The organism is Uniformispora flossi (assembly GCF_049534875.1).
GTDB lineage: Bacteria > Actinomycetota > Actinomycetes > Streptomycetales > Streptomycetaceae > Yinghuangia > Yinghuangia aomiensis.
In genome coordinates, this window is the sequence record NZ_JBMULZ010000006.1 from 312,534 (window position 1) to 326,787 (window position 14,254).

The following is a 14,254-nucleotide window of genomic DNA, read 5'->3' on the forward strand; positions in this document are numbered from 1 at the left end:
CTTGCTCACGATCCGGCCAAGCGCAGCAGCCGGGCCCGCTCCTCTTCCACGATCTTCTGTGCGCGCTGCACGATCTCCTCGGACAGGCCGTCGGGGACTTCGCCGTAGGCGCGGTAACGGTGGAGTTCGCGCGGCCGCACACCGGTGATGTCGTATGCCTTCAGCGCGGCCAGGCGTATCGCATACGCGTCGAGTGTGCGGGTCATTGCCACCTCGTCGGGTCGGACGGGCTCGGTACGGGCGGTCCCCGGGGCGGCGGTGCCGTCCGCGGTTTCCGCGGCGAGGAGGTCCGCCTCCTGGGCGATCCCCTCTGACCCTTGAACGTCGCGAGCGTCCACGACGTTGCAGTTTTCGCCGGAAATTTTGCGGGAATCCGCGGCCCCGGCGCTCGTTTCGTCGCGCGAGGGATCCGGCGCGGCCGGATTTTCCCTTTCTTGTCCGGTTTCCCCCCGGGCCGAGCGACGCGGCCGCGGGACCCCTGCGGGTTCCGGCTGCGTGCGCCCGGCTCTGCTGTCGTCCAACACCGCCCCCGGTGGTCGCCGCGCGCCACGTGCCGCGGTCGTGGAATTACCGTCCCCATCCTTGTCGACACGGACTCCGCCCGGGTTCCCCCGTTCGGATGAATCCACGGGCTACTCCGGGAGGACAAGGAGGCTCCGGCTGCTCCGCACGGGGACGACATGCCTACAATTCGCTCCGCCGATCGGCGTACCGTACCCGTGGCCGCACACACTGTCACGATCCCCTGGCGAACGCCAAGTACTAACCGTCAGTAGCTTTTGACGATGCGTCACGTGAGCCGCACCACAGGATGTGCGGGTGACCTGGGGCGTGGGGAACAGCACCTCGGGAACACGCCCGTGCGGTGATACGTTCTAAGACACAAGTTCGTGACCGAACCTTGACGCAATTCCGGCCGAAGGCGGCCGGAATCCACACAGTTTTTCGAGGAGTGTGCGTGTCCGCCGCAGAGACGGACCCCCCTAGTACCGGTCCCTCCCGAACCAGCATTCCATTCGATGGTGCGCGCGGCGGCGTTCGGGAGGATGTGCGATGAACGCCGCGTCCGCCGCTTTCGGCATACTCGCCGTTGTCGTCCTCACGGTCGGCACCGGCTTCTTCGTCGCCCAGGAGTTCGCGTTCGTCGCGGCCGACCGCGCGTTGCTGCGCCGTCGTGCGGAATCGGGCGACCGCGGCGCGTCCCGTGCACTGACCGTGACCCGTCGCTTGTCCTTCATGCTTTCCGGCGCTCAGCTGGGCATCACCATCACCACGCTGCTGGTCGGCTTCATCGCCGAGCCGGCGCTGAGCGCGGTGCTCGGGCCGGTGCTGGAGCCCCTCGGTCTGCCCGGCGCGGCCGACAAGGCGCTGACGCTGGTGCTGAGCTTCGCCGTGGCGACCGGCGTGCAGATGGTGGTCGGCGAGCTGGTCCCCAAGAACTGGGGCATCGCCGAGCCGGAGCGCGTCGCGGTGCTGCTGGCGCCGCCGACGCTGGCCTATCTGAAGGTCATGGGTCCGGTGATCCGGATGTTCGACACGCTGGCGAACCGCCTGGTGCGCGCGGTCGGCATCGAGCCCGTCGAGGAGATCCACGGCGGTGCCACCACCGAGGAACTGGGCCACATCGTGGCCGAGGCGGACCGCGACGGCGAGTTGGACCACGAGCTGTCCGACATGCTCCAGCGGGCGATCGCGTTCGGTGAGCTGACCGTGGACCAGGTGATGGTGCCGCGGCCGGACGTCATACGGGTCCGCGCCGACGCGACGGCCGCCGAGCTGATCGCGCTGGTGCAGGAATGCGGTCACTCGCACTACCCGGTGGTCGGCGACCGTGTCGACGACATCGTGGGCGTGATAGGCGTCGCCGACCTGCTGGAGGTCGCGCCCGAGCGGGCCGACGCGGTCCGCGTGGGCACGCTCGCCCGGACCCCTCTGCTGGTGCCCGACACCGCGGGCCTGCCGTCGCTGCTGGAGCAGCTGCGGGCCGCGGACGAGGAATTCGCGATCGTGCTGGACGAGCACGGCGGCCTCGCGGGCATCGTCACCTATGAAGACGTCGCCGAGGAACTGGTCGGCGAGATCGCCGACGAGACCGACACCGAGCCCGTCGTGGACGCGTGCCCCGAGGACGGCTGGTGGCGCCTCGACGCGGTGCTCCGCGTCGACGAGGTCGAGCGGATGATCGGCACGGAACTGCCCGAGGGCCCGTATGACACGCTCGGCGGCTTGGTCATCGCCCGCCTGGGCCGGCTGCCGCAGGTCGGCGACCGGGTGACCATTCCGGATCCCGACGAGGCCGTCGATCCCGAGGCGCCGGTCACCACCGTGGTGGAGATCGAGGTGCTCACCGTGGAGCGGCACGTGCCCGAGCTGGTGCGCGTGCGCACCCGGGTGCCCGTCGTGCCCGAGTCCGACGCGGACACCGCGTCGGTCGGCGCCGGAACCATGGAGGCGGCCGCATGACCGGGCTTGTCTCCGCTGGTATTGCTTCCACGGGTATTGCTTCCACCGGTGTTTCCTCCGCCGAGCCGGCGTCGATGACGCTTGCTGCGGGCGGCGGCTCGATCGGGGTCGGCCCGGCCGTCATCGCGACGATCCTGCTGCTCGCCGGGAACGCGTTCTTCGTCGCGGCCGAGTTCGCGCTGTTGGCCGCGCGCCGGCACCGGCTGGAACAGGCCGCCGCGGCCCGCAAGCGCGGCGCGGCGTCGGCGCTGGCCGGGGTCCGCGAGCTGACCCTCATGCTGGCGGGCGCGCAGCTCGGCATCACGATGTGTTCGCTGGGTCTGGGTGTGGTGTCCGAGCCGGCGTTCGCGGCGATGCTGAGCCCGCTGTTCGGGGCCGCCGGCGTGCCGTCGACGGCGGCGCACGCCGTGTCGTTCGCGTTCGCGCTGACGGTCGTGGTGCTGCTGCACATGGTGGTCGGCGAGATGGCGCCGAAGTCGTGGGCGATCGCCGATCCGGAGCGGGCCGCGCTGGTGCTGGCGCCGCCGTTCCGGGCGTTCACCAAGGCGGTGCGGCCGCTGCTGCGCGGCCTGAACGGGGTCAGCAACGGCGTGCTGCGGCTGTTCCGGGTGAAGCCCAAGGACGAGCTGTCGGTGCCGAAGGACGCCGAGGGGCTGCGCCGCCTGGTCGGCGAGTCGCGGCGTCTGGGGCTGATCGGCACGCACGAGCACGACGTGCTCGCCGCCACGCTGCGTACGCACACCGAGGCACTGGCCCGGCTGGTCGTGCCGGCCGACCGGATCGACGAGGTGCCGTCCGGCGCGGGGCCTGAGGAGATCGTCGCGGCTTCGCGGCGCAACGGCCGGAACCGGCTGCTGGTCCGCACGCCGGACGGCCGCCTCACCGGCGTGCTGCACGTGCGCGAGGTGCTCGCGATACGCGGGGGCGACTCCGCGGGTCCGGCGCCGACGGCGGGCGAGCTGGCCTCGCCGGTGCTGTCGCTGCCGGTCGACACCCCGATCCAGCGGGCCGTGGCCGCGCTGCGCGAGCGCCGCGCGTCGCTGGCCTTGGTGCAGGACGAGCACGGGCAGCTGCTGGGCATGGTCGGTCTCGACGACCTGCTCGGGACCGTGCTGGGGGCGCGCGCCGCGGCGTAGCGCAGGTACCGGCACGGGATACGACGCGACCGCCGCGTTCCGCCTTCGGGCGGGGCGCGGCGGTCGCGCGTTGTCGGGGGTCGTAGGTCAGCCGGGGGTCGTGGGTCAGCCGGGGGTCGTCGGTCCGTCGAGGACGGCGGCGTTCCACCATGCGGCGGCGCGGGTGACGGCCAAGCGGTCGCGCCACAGGTCTTCGGGGTCGTCGGGCATGAGGTATTCGGGCAGTTCGAGGCGGAGTTCGACGGGCACGTCGCGGGCGAGCCCGGCGCCGGCGTCGGCCAGGTCGCCGGCGCTGAGTCCTGCGGCGTCGGCGAACGGCTGGGTCATGCCGGGATTCCCGCGCCGCACCATGGAGGCGCTGCGGGGTTCGAAGCCGACGGTCAGGATCGCGGCGCGGGCGACCGACATGTGCGTGGCTTCGGCGAAGGCGGCGACGGACTTCTCCGGCCAGGGGGCGGCGCCGCGTTCGTCGAGGAGCCGGAGCAGCGCGGCGATGCGGTCGGCGCCGCCCCATCCGGCGCAGATCCGGGCGTCGGTGGTGCTGCCGAAGGGCGGGGCATCGAAGACGCCGTCGGCGGCGTATTCGAGGACGGTGACCGGTCCGGAGTTGGAGCGTTGCAGGACGATCAGGCAGCCGCGCGGGGTGCGGCAGACGGTGCCTTCCCGGGGGGCGTTCCGCACGTCCAACGTCAGGGTCATGGTGCGCCAGCGGCCTGCCGGGTCGCTCATCGGCAGGGCGCCGCACGAGCGGAGGCCGTCGTGGTTGAGGTCGTTGCCGCGGGCGGTGCTCGCCGTGGAGAGGGCGGCGCGCAGGGCTTGGCCGCCGAGTCGGCCGAGTTTCTGCTCCCAGCCTTGTGCGTTGGCGAGGTCGATGTGGTGGGGCGGGACGAGGACGTCCGGGTCGGCGCACAGGTCGGCGACGGTCTGGATCCGCCGGTACATGTCCTGCATCCCGGTGAAGATGCGGGCCCGCAGGTCGCCCGCGTCCGCGCGCGGACGAGGCAGCGGGGTGGTGCGCAGCGCGTTCGCGTCGTCGAGGTGCCGGGCGGCGAGGACCCGGGTTTCGAGGGCGGTCCAGAGGGTCCCGGCGATGCCGTCGAGGAGCCGGTCCGCGGTGATCCCGGGGAGTTCGGGTGCCGCGGCCGCACGGAGTGCGGTGAAGGCTTCGGCGACTTCCCAGGAGTGGTCGCCGACGGGGTGGCGCCTGCCCAGTTCGGTGACGTGGCGGGCGATGTCGCCGTCGGGGCCGGAGGCGGCGTCGAGCACGCGGGCGGCCAGGGCGCGGTCGGCGGTACGGAGCAGCCGGGAGCCGGCGGTGTCGCGGGCGGGCAGGCGGTGCCAGACCTGCGGGGGCGGGACGAGTTCGCTGCCCGACGCCCAGCGGTGGCGTTGCCGTCCGACGCTGTGGGTGCCGGAGACGCCGTTGGGGCGGGCCGGGCCCTGGTACCAGCGGCCGGTGGCGGTGCCGTACGCGTCGTGGAGTTCCCAGTACCCGGCGGCGGTGCGGTGGGCGCGGACCGGGGCGGGGGCGCCGGGCAGGGTGACGGCGGTGTCCGGGGTGTCGCCGGGGGCGAGCGGCTCGGCGGTGTAGGTGCCGTCGGCGTACCGGAACAGGTCGGTGGTCTCGGCGGAGTTGGGCTGGTGGCGGAAGCGGCTGTAGAGCGGCCCGGCGACGACGCCGCGCGGGCCGAAGACGATGCTGCGGTTCTCGTCGGCGACGACGAAGGTGTCTTCCGCGGCGCCGTCGTCGGGGGCGATGCGGAAGACATCGTCGGTGTGACCGAATCGGCCGTATGCGTCGAGCCCGGCGTCGCCGAGTTCGTCGACGAGCCCGGTGCGCCAGGTCGCGGCGAGCGCCTCGGCCGGGTCGGCGGCCAGGATGGTGCCGATGGCGTCGCGCAGGCCCGGGTCGGCGGACGCGTCGGCGAGGCGGGCGGGGCCGAGCAGGTCGAGGTAGTGGACGGCTTCGTGGAGTGCCGGGAGGCTGCCGCCGCGGACCTGCTCGGCCCATGCGGCGACGGCTTCGCCGAGGACGTCGACGATGCCCGCCGCGCCGAGCACGGCTTCGGCCGCGCCTTCCTCGTGGCTCAGCAGGGCGCCGGGGCGGCCGAGGGCGAGGAGGTCGCCGCGCCAGTCCAGCACGGCGTCCCGCAGCAGTGGCCGGAAACGTGCGTCGGCGGCGACCGCGGCGAGCTGTCCGCGGCGGGCGCGGGCGAGCCAGGTACGCGAGGCGAACGCGGTGCCCGCGCCCGGGTCGGCAACCGGGACACCCGCCTCGAGGGCGGCGTCGAGCAGGTCGAGGTCGAGGTCGTAGAGGGCGCCGGACGGCGTCGTCCACGGCCGGTCCGTTGCCGCCCGGACGACGTCGCACGTCTCGCCGCGGGCACGGACGACGGCGCCGAGGCGCCGGAGTTCGTCGCGGAGGGGCCGGGTCAGCCGCTTGCCCACGGCCTTGGCGATCACCTCCTCGACGGTGCGCGCGTCGGCCGCGTCGAGGTCGCGCGTCGCCGCTCCCTCTCCGGCGCGCGCACCGTCCTCTCCGTACCCCGCCGAGGCGATCTTGTCGTCCATGCTGTCCCCGTTCCGTGCCGTCCATCGCCGTCTCCCCCGTGCTCCCGTTCTACCAGCGACCGCCGCCACGGCCGGAACTGTGCGCACGTCGCCAACTCCCGCGCACGGCACCCCCCAACAGGTTGTCGGTGTCGGCTGCCACCATCCCCGCCATGGGCTTCTTCGACGGACTTGTCACCCCGGATCCGTGAAGGCAACCCCGAACTCCAGTGGCTGTACCGCTTCTGGGACTGGGATCGTGAGCCGGGTATGCCGTCGGCGCCGCTGCTCGCTTACGCCGCGACGATGGCCGGCCTTCGCATCACCGACGCAACCGCCGTTTCCGGTCCGCCGCGCCGCTGGGTCGAGCTTCCGGAAGGCGGTCCGCTGCTGCGCTGACGACCTCGGCGGCAAATTCCTCGGAATGCCCTGCGGCCGACGCTGTCGGGCATTCCGCACCCCGTCGGCATTCGCCGGCTCCCGCGGTCGTCCGGATTACCGGGCCGGAATTTCCGTGGCCCGTACAGCAGTCGACACGTGTCGGGTGGGTGGTGTCGATCTCCGGGCTGCCGCGGGGCAACGCCCTTGCTCCGGCCCGCTGTTAGCACGCGCGAGGAAGATCCGCAGGACCTGGCGGGCAAATTCCTCGGACACCCCGGCGATGAGACATTTGACCGCGCCTTGACCAGTTCCACAAGGGCCGCCCGGGATATCGAAGGGGCTTGATCAAGCCGGTTGCGGGATTGCCGCGGAGGGACATCGGGACGCGCAAAAGACGTTGCGCGGACGGTCTAGGAATCACCGACTCCGGTTGCTATCTTCCGCCGCATGATTCCCACCGTGGTCTGGGGTACGGGCAACGTGGGCCGCGCGGCGATCCGCGCGGTCGACGCCCACCCGGCGCTCGAACTCACCGCCGTTCTGGTGAGCAACCCCGCGAAGGTCGGCCGGGACGCGGCCGAACTCGCGGACATGGAAGGCACGTTGGGCGTGCCGGCGACCGACGACATCGACGCCGTGCTCGCCGCCGGTCCCAAGGCCGTCGTGTACGCCGCGTCCGGCGACATCCGCCCGGACGACGCGCTGGCCGACATCTGCCGCGCGATCCGCGCGGGCGCGGTCGTGGTGAGCCCCGCGCTGTACCCGCTGTACGACCCGCGCAACGCACCCGAGGAGTTCCGCGACCCGGTGCTCGCCGCCATCGCCGAAGGCGGCGGTTCGCTGTTCGTGTCCGGCGTCGACCCCGGCTGGGGCAACGACATCCTGCCGCTGCTGATGAGCGGGCTCGGGTCGGTCGTGGACGCGGTGCGCTGCCAGGAGATCTTCGACTACTCGACGTACGACCAGGAGGACTCGGTTCGCAACCTGGTCGGCATGGGCCAGCCCATGGACTACGGGCCGCCGATGCTGTGGCCGGACATGCCGACGCTCGTCTGGGGCGGGCAGGTCCGGCTGATGGCGCGGGCCTTGGGTGTCGAACTGGACGAAATCCGGGAGACCGTCGAGCGGCGGCCGCTGGAGTCGACCGTATCGACCTCCACCATGGGCGACTTCGAGGCCGGCACGCAGGGCGCCGTGCGCTTCGAGGTGCAGGGCATCGTGGGCGGCGAGCCGCGGATCGTCGTGGAGCACGTCACCCGGATCCACCCGACGTGCGCGACCGACTGGCCGATGCCGCCGGACGGCGCGGGCGCCCACCGCGTGATCATCGAAGGCCGCCCGCACATCGAGGTGACCGTCGAGGCCACCGACGAGGGCGGCAACCGTGCGGCCGGCGGCAACGCGACCGCGGTCGGCCGCCTGGTCAATGCGATCGACTGGCTGGCCGAGGCCGAGCCCGGGCTGTACGACGCGCTCGACGTCCCGCTGCGCCCGGCAGTCGGGAAGCTCGGGAAGGCGGGAAGGAAGCAACCGTGATCATCGACATCCCCGAGGGCGAGGAGCCCATCCCCTACGTGTGGGCCGAAATGGTGCCGGAGATCGGCACCGCCGCGGCGGCGTACTCCATGTCGGTGTACGACCACAGCAAGCTCGGCCTGCGCGAGTTCGAGGCGGCACGGCTGCGCATCGCGCAGATCAACGGCTGCGTGTTCTGCCTCGACTGGCGCACCGAGCGCGAGGGCGAGGACACCGTCGAGAGCACCTTCATCGACGCGGTCGCCGAGTGGCGGACGACCGACGCCTTCGACGAACGCACGCGCCTGGCCGCCGAGTACGCCGAGCGCTACGCCGAGGACCACCACAACCTGGACGACGAGTTCTGGGAGCGCATGAAGGCGCAGTACACCCAGGCGGAGATCGTCGAGCTGAGCATGGCCATCGGCTCGTGGCTGGCGTTCGGCCGGCTCAACCACGTGCTGGGGCTGGACAGTGTGTGCGTGATCGCGCCGCACTGAGTCCGGCTTTCCGATAGGCCGCACATCCGGCTCGACCGCAAGCCCGATCATCGCAAGCCTGCTAGACCGCAAGCCCGTTCATCGCAGGCCGTTCCACCGCACACCCCGTGACGACCCGCGCCGCCACCCCGGACGGCGGCGCGGGCAACCCCCTGCCGGCCCCGGGCGCGCCGACGCCGAGCGCGCGCCCGGGCGCAGCACCACCCCGTACCGCGTCGCACGCCGCGGCCTTGTGCCGCCCGCGTGATTTCACCCTGCCTTCGGTCCCGCGCACGCCGTAACGCGCGGACCGCGGAAACGTCCGTACCCCGGCCCGGATCACGGACACCGCGGCGAGCCAACCGGAACTCGACCGTCCGGTAATGCCGCCGTACCCGCACGACCCCGCGCCACCGCACGTGTTCCCCTTTCCCGTCCGTACCAAGGAGAACGCTCCATGAGTGAGAACGTCGAATCCGGCACCACCCCCGTCGCGGCCGAGGCCGCCCCCACGTCCGGCTTCTCCCGGCGCCGTTTCGTGATCGGCACGGGCGCGGCGATCGGTGCCGCGACCCTCATCGGCCGGACCGCGACCTCGGCCGCCGCGCTGCCCGGCGGCACCGTCATCGGCGACGGTGCGCGCGTGCAGGCGCTCATCGTCGGCAGCGGCTACGGCGGTTCGGTCACCGCGCTGCGCCTCGCACAGGCGGGCGTGAACGTGCACGTGATCGAGCAGGGCATGTCGTGGGACACGCCGGGCTCGGACGGCAAGATCTTCGCGAACACCACGTCGCCGGACTACCGTTCGTACTGGCTGCGGACGCGTACGAAGGCGCCGCTGAGCAACTTCCTGGGCTTCCCGATCGACAAGGACGTGCCGAAGTACACCGGCATCCTGGACGCCGAGGAGTTCTCCGGCATCACCGTGTACCAGGGCCGCGGCGTCGGCGGCGGTTCGCTGGTCAACGGCGGCATGGCGGTCACGCCGAAGCGCGAGAACTTCGGGGCGATCCTGCCGTCGGTCAACCCGGACGAGATGTACAACACCTACTACCCGCGGGCGAACGCCGGCCTGGGCGTGACGAACGTCGACCAGCGCTGGTGGGAGAGCACCGAGTACTACCAGTTCGCGCGCGTCGGCCGGAAGCACGCGCAGCGCTCGGGCTTCCCGTTCGTGTTCGTCCCGAACGTGTACGACTGGGACTACATGAAAGCCGAAGAGGCCGGCACCGTCCCGAAGTCGGCGCTCGCCGCGGAGATCCTCTACGGCAACAACGGCGGCAAGAAGTCGCTGGCGAAGACCTACCTCCCGGCCGCGCTCGCGACCGGCCGGGTCACCATCTCGCCGCAGCACCGGGTCACCAACGTCGCCCCGGCGAGCGGCGGCGGCTACACGGTGTCGATGGAGACGATCGACACGTCCGGCAACGTCACCGGCGTCAAGACCGTCGTCGCCGCCAAGGTGTTCTTCGCCGCGGGCAGCGTCGGCACCAGCAAGCTGCTGGTGAAGTTCCGCGACACGGGCTCGCTGCCGAACCTGAACGGCGAGGTCGGCACGGGTTGGGGCGACAACGGCAACGTCATGTGCGGCCGCGCCAACCACATGTGGGACCCGACCGGCGCCAAGCAGTCGTCGATCCCGACCGCGGGCATCGACAACTGGGCGGCGGGCGGCGCGTTCGCCGAGGTCGCCCCGCTGCCGACCGGCATCGAGACCTACGCGTCGTTCTACCTTTCGATCACCAAGAACCCGAACCGCGCGCAGTTCAGCTACAACGCGGCGACCGGCAAGGTCGACCTGAACTGGCAGACGGCGTGGAAGCAGCCGGCGATCGACATGGCGAAGTCGATCTTCGACCGGATCAACTCGACCGAGGGCACGATCTACCGGACGGACCTGTTCGGCACGTACAAGATCTGGGGCGACCACCTAACGTACCACCCGCTGGGTGGCGCGATCCTCAACAAGGCGACCGACAACTACGGGCGCCTGAAGGGCTACAACGGCCTGTACGTCATGGACGGTTCGCTGATCCCCGGCAACACGAGCGTGAACCCGTTCGTGACCATCACCGCGCTGGCCGAGCGCAACATCGACAACATCATCACGTACGACGTGTAACCGCCCGCGTGTTGCCGCCTGCCCCGCCGGTTTCGCACCGGCGGGGCAGGCGCGTATCAACCGACTTGTCGTCGCGACACGCTTTTCGTCATTTCATATGCGCGACAAGGCATTACGCTGTACAGCGCAACACTGAACTGACGAACCGTCAAGTGACCACAGGAGTACGGGTGTCCGAGACCCACGACCACAATCCGGCCGACGACTGGGCACCGACGGGCATCGACGTCACTGTGCCGAGCGTGGCCCGCATGTACGACTACTACCTCGGCGGCAAAGACAACTTCAAGGTCGACCGCGAGGCCTCCGACCAGCTCGCCCTCGCCGCGCCCGGTACCAAGGCGCTGGCCATCAACAACCGCCGCTACATGCAGCGCGCGGTGCGGGTGCTCGCCGAGCAGTACGGCATCACGCAGTTCATGGACCACGGATCCGGCCTGCCGACGCAGGACAACGTGCACCAGATCGCGCAGTCGGTGAACCCGGACGCGCGCGTCGTCTACATCGACAATGACCCGATCGTGCTCGCGCACGGCCGCGCGCTGCTCGCCGACAACGCCGCCACCACGGTCATCACCGCGGACATGCGCGACACGGACGCGGTCATGGCCGACCCCGACGTGGTGAAGCTGATCGACTTCGACCAGCCGGTCGCCGCTTTGTTCGTGTCCGTCCTGCACTGCATCCCGGACACCGACGACCCGGCCGGCCTGGTCCGCCGCGTCATGGACCGGCTCGCGCCCGGCAGCTTCGTGGTCATCTCGCACCTGGTCGCCGAGGACGACGCGGTCCGGCTGCGGCTCTCCGACTTCATGCTGACCGCGACCCAGGGCAACTGGGGCCGCGTCCGCACCGCCGCCGACGTCACCGGCTACTTCGGCGACCTGGAACTCCTCGACCCGGGCCTGGTGGAGATCTCCACGTGGCGCCCGGACGGCACCGAAGGCCCGGTCCAGGAGACCACCGAGTGGATCGAGTTCGGCGGCGTGGCGCGCAAGCCTCTGTAGGGGCGGCACCGGCCCGCGCCGACGCGCCGGACCTCCGCGGGTGGCGGCCCGCGGAGGTCCGGCGTTTGTTGTGCGTGGGGAGGCGGGCCACCCGGGGCCCGGGGCGCGGCACGCGTGTGGCGCCCGCCGGGATCAGGTGCTTCCGGCGGGCGCCGGGGTGCGGTGCGGGGTAGCCGTCAGTTGTTGCTGCCCGCGGGTTCCGCGGTGATCAGTTCGCGGTAGGCGGCGAAACAGTCGCCGCAGTGCAGGTCGTCTCCGAGGCAGCCATCCGCGGGCGGCGGACCGCCGACGGGGACGATCGCAGTGCCGCACAGTGCGGTGTGCTCGCCGGGCTCCGTGATGTGCCAGGCGCGCGGCCGGGCGTCGTCGCCGGCGTCGAGTCGCATCTCGTGCACGGCCTCCACCTCCTCCGAGAAGGTCGGCGGGTGGCGCCCCGCCGGACACCAACCTGACACGAGCGCGGCAAGACCGCCTGCGGAGCGCCCGTTCGGCGGAGCGCGCGGACCGGCCCCCTCTCCCCCTGTGGCGCGGATCACCGGAACCCGGACAACCGGGGCGGCAGTGCCAGCTGTGGAATCACTCATGAGGAACCGTTTCCGCAGCGGAGAACCCGAGGCCTTGGCGCAGCTCTACGACGAGAACGCCCAGGTGCTCTACCGCTACGCCCTGCGGGTGACGGGCAACTGGGCCGAGGCCGAGGACGTCGTGTCCGCGACGTTCCTGGCGGCGTGGCGCGGCCGCGCCAAACTGCGGCCGGACGGGGACAGCCTGCGCCCGTGGCTGCTCGGCATCGCGACGAACATCATGCGGCACGACGCGCGGTCCCGACGGCGCCGGGACATCGCCCTGGCACGCCTGCCGGAGCGCGGCACCGTTCCGGACTTCGCGGACGACGTGGTCGGCCACGTCGCGGACACCGAGCAGCTGCGCGCGGCGCACGCCGCTCTGTCCCGGCTCCGGCGGCGCGACCGCGAGGTGTTCATGCTCGTCGTCTGGGCGGGCCTGGAGTACACGGCCGCGGCGGAGGCGCTCGGCATTCCGGTGGGCACCGTACGGTCCCGTCTGTCGCGCGCCCGAGACCGGCTGCGGAAGCTCACCGAGGCGGAGGTCGAGGCGCGGCGGGGGGCGGGCGCTCGTCCCGAGGCCGCGGCGCGGTCAGACAGCGCCTGCGCGGGCCCGGTCCCCCGTCCACAAGAAAGTCGGGAACCCGCCGCCACCACAGGCAAGCACGTTTCAGGCCGCGGATCCGCGGCCCGGTCGAACCAGGAGACGAACGGATGAGCACTTTCCCCCGGCGTGCGGCGCGCCCGCGGCCCGAGGACGGCGACGGCCTCGGGCTCGGCGGCCTGCTGCCGCCGCCGCCCGTCCCCGGCCTGGACCGCGACCGCGAACTGCTCCTCAAGGAAGCCCTCATGAACCAGGCCTCGCACGACTCCGCACCCCGTCCCGCGGCGCGCCGCCGCCGTCTGCTGTGGGTGGCCGTTCCGACGGCCGTCTGCGCGCTGGCGATCGGCGGGATCGTGGCGGTGAACGGCGGCGGCTCGTCGGGTACGGACGAGCCGCAGGCGGTCGTCACCGGCCCGCTCGCGTCGGACGCCGTGCGCTTGCTCGACCGGATCGCGGTGGCGGCCGGGAAGACTCCGCAGCCGTCGGTCCGCGCCGACCAGTTCCTGTACGTGGAGAGCAAGGTCGCGTACGCCGGGCAGAGCGCCGCGGGCGGTCTGGCGGCCACGGCCCCGGCGCATACCCGCCAGGTGTGGCTGTCGGCGGACGGGTCGAAGGCCGGGCTGATCCGGGAGGACGGGCAGCCGGACAGCACGGTCGGCGGGGCGACGCCGCCGGTGTACGCGATCGAGAGCCGGGGCGCGGCCCCCAAGCCGTCGTCGGCGGGCCCGAACCCGCCGTCGGTGACGAACCCGACCCACGTGTTCGTCGCGGCCCTGCCGACCGCCCCCGACGCCCTCCTCAAGCTGATCCGCGACGAGACTCGCGGCCAGGGCACGGACGCCGACCAGCGCGCGTTCACCGCCATCGGCGAACTCCTGGCCGAGACGTGGGCCCCGCCGCAGGTCAGCGCCGCGCTCTACCAGGCGGCGGCCCGGATTCCCGGCGTCACCGTGGTCCCGTCGGCAACCGACGCGGCGGGCCGCGAGGGCGTCGCGGTGGCCCGCTCCGCGCAGGGCCGGGAGACCCAGTGGATCTTCGACCGCGCCACCCACACGTTCCTCGGCGAACGCACGGTCCTGGTGGAGACCTCGGACGCGGGCCCCGCGGGCACGGTCCTCGGTTCCTCGGCCGTGCTCGCCAAGGCCGCCGCCGACCGGGCGGGCGACGCCCCGAAGGCCAGGACGACGTGAGCCGGACGTGACGCCGCCGGAACACCGGCCCGCCCCCGGACGCACGCGGCCGGGGGCGGGCCGCGGGCGCCGGGAGGCTTGGGGCGCGGGGCGGGCGCGACGCGGGAGCCGCCGTCAGGGCGAGGTCGAGCGCACCGGGGTCCTGGGCCAGAGGTCGGGGTTGGACCCGGCGGTCGAGGCAGCCCCGGCGCCTTCCCGTGCGCCCGCGATCCCGGAGCGCGCACCCGACCGGGTCGTCGGTCGC

At 72.4% G+C, this 14,254-nt stretch carries 12 protein-coding genes; 9 read left to right on the forward strand and 3 right to left on the reverse strand.

Annotated elements, in window-relative coordinates; all coding sequences use genetic code 11:
• Positions 1 to 5: 5 nt before the first annotated feature.
• Positions 6 to 206 carry a hypothetical protein gene (locus tag ACPA54_RS16625; RefSeq protein ID WP_345679739.1) on the reverse strand — a complete coding sequence of 67 codons (201 nt, stop codon included), beginning with the start codon at positions 204 to 206 and terminating at the stop codon, positions 6 to 8.
• A gap of 847 nt (positions 207 to 1,053) precedes the next feature.
• Here ACPA54_RS16625 and ACPA54_RS16630 point away from each other — a divergent pair.
• Both ACPA54_RS16630 and ACPA54_RS16635 read left to right on the forward strand, forming a co-directional pair.
• A complete protein-coding gene (locus tag ACPA54_RS16630) occupies positions 1,054 to 2,463 on the forward strand; it encodes a hemolysin family protein (RefSeq protein WP_423530411.1) in 1,410 nt (469 codons plus the stop codon).
• 74 nt (positions 2,464 to 2,537) lie between these two features.
• A complete protein-coding gene (locus ACPA54_RS16635; protein ID WP_423530619.1) occupies positions 2,538 to 3,599 on the forward strand; it encodes a hemolysin family protein in 1,062 nt (353 codons plus the stop codon).
• Positions 3,600 to 3,704: 105 nt separating this feature from the next.
• Here the strand turns inward: ACPA54_RS16635 and ACPA54_RS16640 are convergent, their stop codons facing one another.
• Complete coding sequence (locus ACPA54_RS16640) at positions 3,705 to 6,170, reverse strand: hypothetical protein (protein ID WP_423530413.1); 2,466 nt, start codon at positions 6,168 to 6,170, stop codon at positions 3,705 to 3,707.
• A 171-nt stretch (positions 6,171 to 6,341) separates the two neighbouring features.
• Between ACPA54_RS16640 and ACPA54_RS16645 the strand changes: the two genes are divergently transcribed.
• The 5 genes from ACPA54_RS16645 to ACPA54_RS16665 all read left to right on the forward strand — a co-directional run bounded on the left by ACPA54_RS16645 (position 6,342) and on the right by ACPA54_RS16665 (position 11,653).
• Complete coding sequence (locus ACPA54_RS16645) at positions 6,342 to 6,548, forward strand: hypothetical protein (protein ID WP_423530415.1); 207 nt, start codon at positions 6,342 to 6,344, stop codon at positions 6,546 to 6,548.
• A gap of 429 nt (positions 6,549 to 6,977) precedes the next feature.
• Positions 6,978 to 8,066: an NAD(P)H-dependent amine dehydrogenase family protein gene (locus ACPA54_RS16650; RefSeq protein WP_423530417.1), complete on the forward strand. Its 1,089-nt coding sequence runs from the start codon at positions 6,978 to 6,980 to the stop codon at positions 8,064 to 8,066.
• Entirely contained in the window at positions 8,063 to 8,545 is a 483-nt protein-coding gene (locus tag ACPA54_RS16655) for a carboxymuconolactone decarboxylase family protein (RefSeq protein ID WP_345679734.1), read from the forward strand. Before ACPA54_RS16650 ends, ACPA54_RS16655 begins: the two co-directional genes overlap by 4 nt.
• A gap of 436 nt (positions 8,546 to 8,981) precedes the next feature.
• Entirely contained in the window at positions 8,982 to 10,646 is a 1,665-nt protein-coding gene (locus tag ACPA54_RS16660; RefSeq protein ID WP_423530420.1) for a GMC oxidoreductase, read from the forward strand.
• 170 nt (positions 10,647 to 10,816) lie between these two features.
• Entirely contained in the window at positions 10,817 to 11,653 is an 837-nt protein-coding gene (locus ACPA54_RS16665; RefSeq protein ID WP_423530422.1) for an SAM-dependent methyltransferase, read from the forward strand.
• A 176-nt stretch (positions 11,654 to 11,829) separates the two neighbouring features.
• On the opposite strand, the gene ACPA54_RS16670 is transcribed toward ACPA54_RS16665, so the two are convergent.
• The gene (locus ACPA54_RS16670; protein ID WP_345679731.1) at positions 11,830 to 12,048 is read right to left on the reverse strand and encodes a hypothetical protein; all 219 of its coding nucleotides are present in this window, start codon (positions 12,046 to 12,048) and stop codon (positions 11,830 to 11,832) included.
• Between the two features lie 187 nt (positions 12,049 to 12,235).
• On the opposite strand from ACPA54_RS16670, the gene ACPA54_RS16675 reads away from it, so the two are divergent.
• Entirely contained in the window at positions 12,236 to 12,934 is a 699-nt protein-coding gene (locus ACPA54_RS16675) for an RNA polymerase sigma factor (RefSeq protein ID WP_423530424.1), read from the forward strand.
• Complete coding sequence (locus ACPA54_RS16680) at positions 12,931 to 14,010, forward strand: CU044_5270 family protein (RefSeq protein ID WP_423530425.1); 1,080 nt, start codon at positions 12,931 to 12,933, stop codon at positions 14,008 to 14,010. The genes ACPA54_RS16675 and ACPA54_RS16680 overlap by 4 nt, the downstream gene beginning before the upstream one ends.
• Positions 14,011 to 14,254: the final 244 nt, after the last annotated feature.

Coding starts and splice junctions, on each gene's coding strand:
- ACPA54_RS16625 (WP_345679739.1), bottom strand. CDS start 206: ATGACCCGCACACTCGACGCGTATGCGATACGCCTGGCCGCGCTGAAG.
- ACPA54_RS16630 (WP_423530411.1), top strand. CDS start 1,054: ATGAACGCCGCGTCCGCCGCTTTCGGCATACTCGCCGTTGTCGTCCTC.
- ACPA54_RS16635 (WP_423530619.1), top strand. CDS start 2,538: ATGACGCTTGCTGCGGGCGGCGGCTCGATCGGGGTCGGCCCGGCCGTC.
- ACPA54_RS16640 (WP_423530413.1), bottom strand. CDS start 6,170: ATGGACGACAAGATCGCCTCGGCGGGGTACGGAGAGGACGGTGCGCGC.
- ACPA54_RS16650 (WP_423530417.1), top strand. CDS start 6,978: ATGATTCCCACCGTGGTCTGGGGTACGGGCAACGTGGGCCGCGCGGCG.
- ACPA54_RS16660 (WP_423530420.1), top strand. CDS start 8,982: ATGAGTGAGAACGTCGAATCCGGCACCACCCCCGTCGCGGCCGAGGCC.
- ACPA54_RS16675 (WP_423530424.1), top strand. CDS start 12,236: ATGAGGAACCGTTTCCGCAGCGGAGAACCCGAGGCCTTGGCGCAGCTC.
- ACPA54_RS16680 (WP_423530425.1), top strand. CDS start 12,931: ATGAGCACTTTCCCCCGGCGTGCGGCGCGCCCGCGGCCCGAGGACGGC.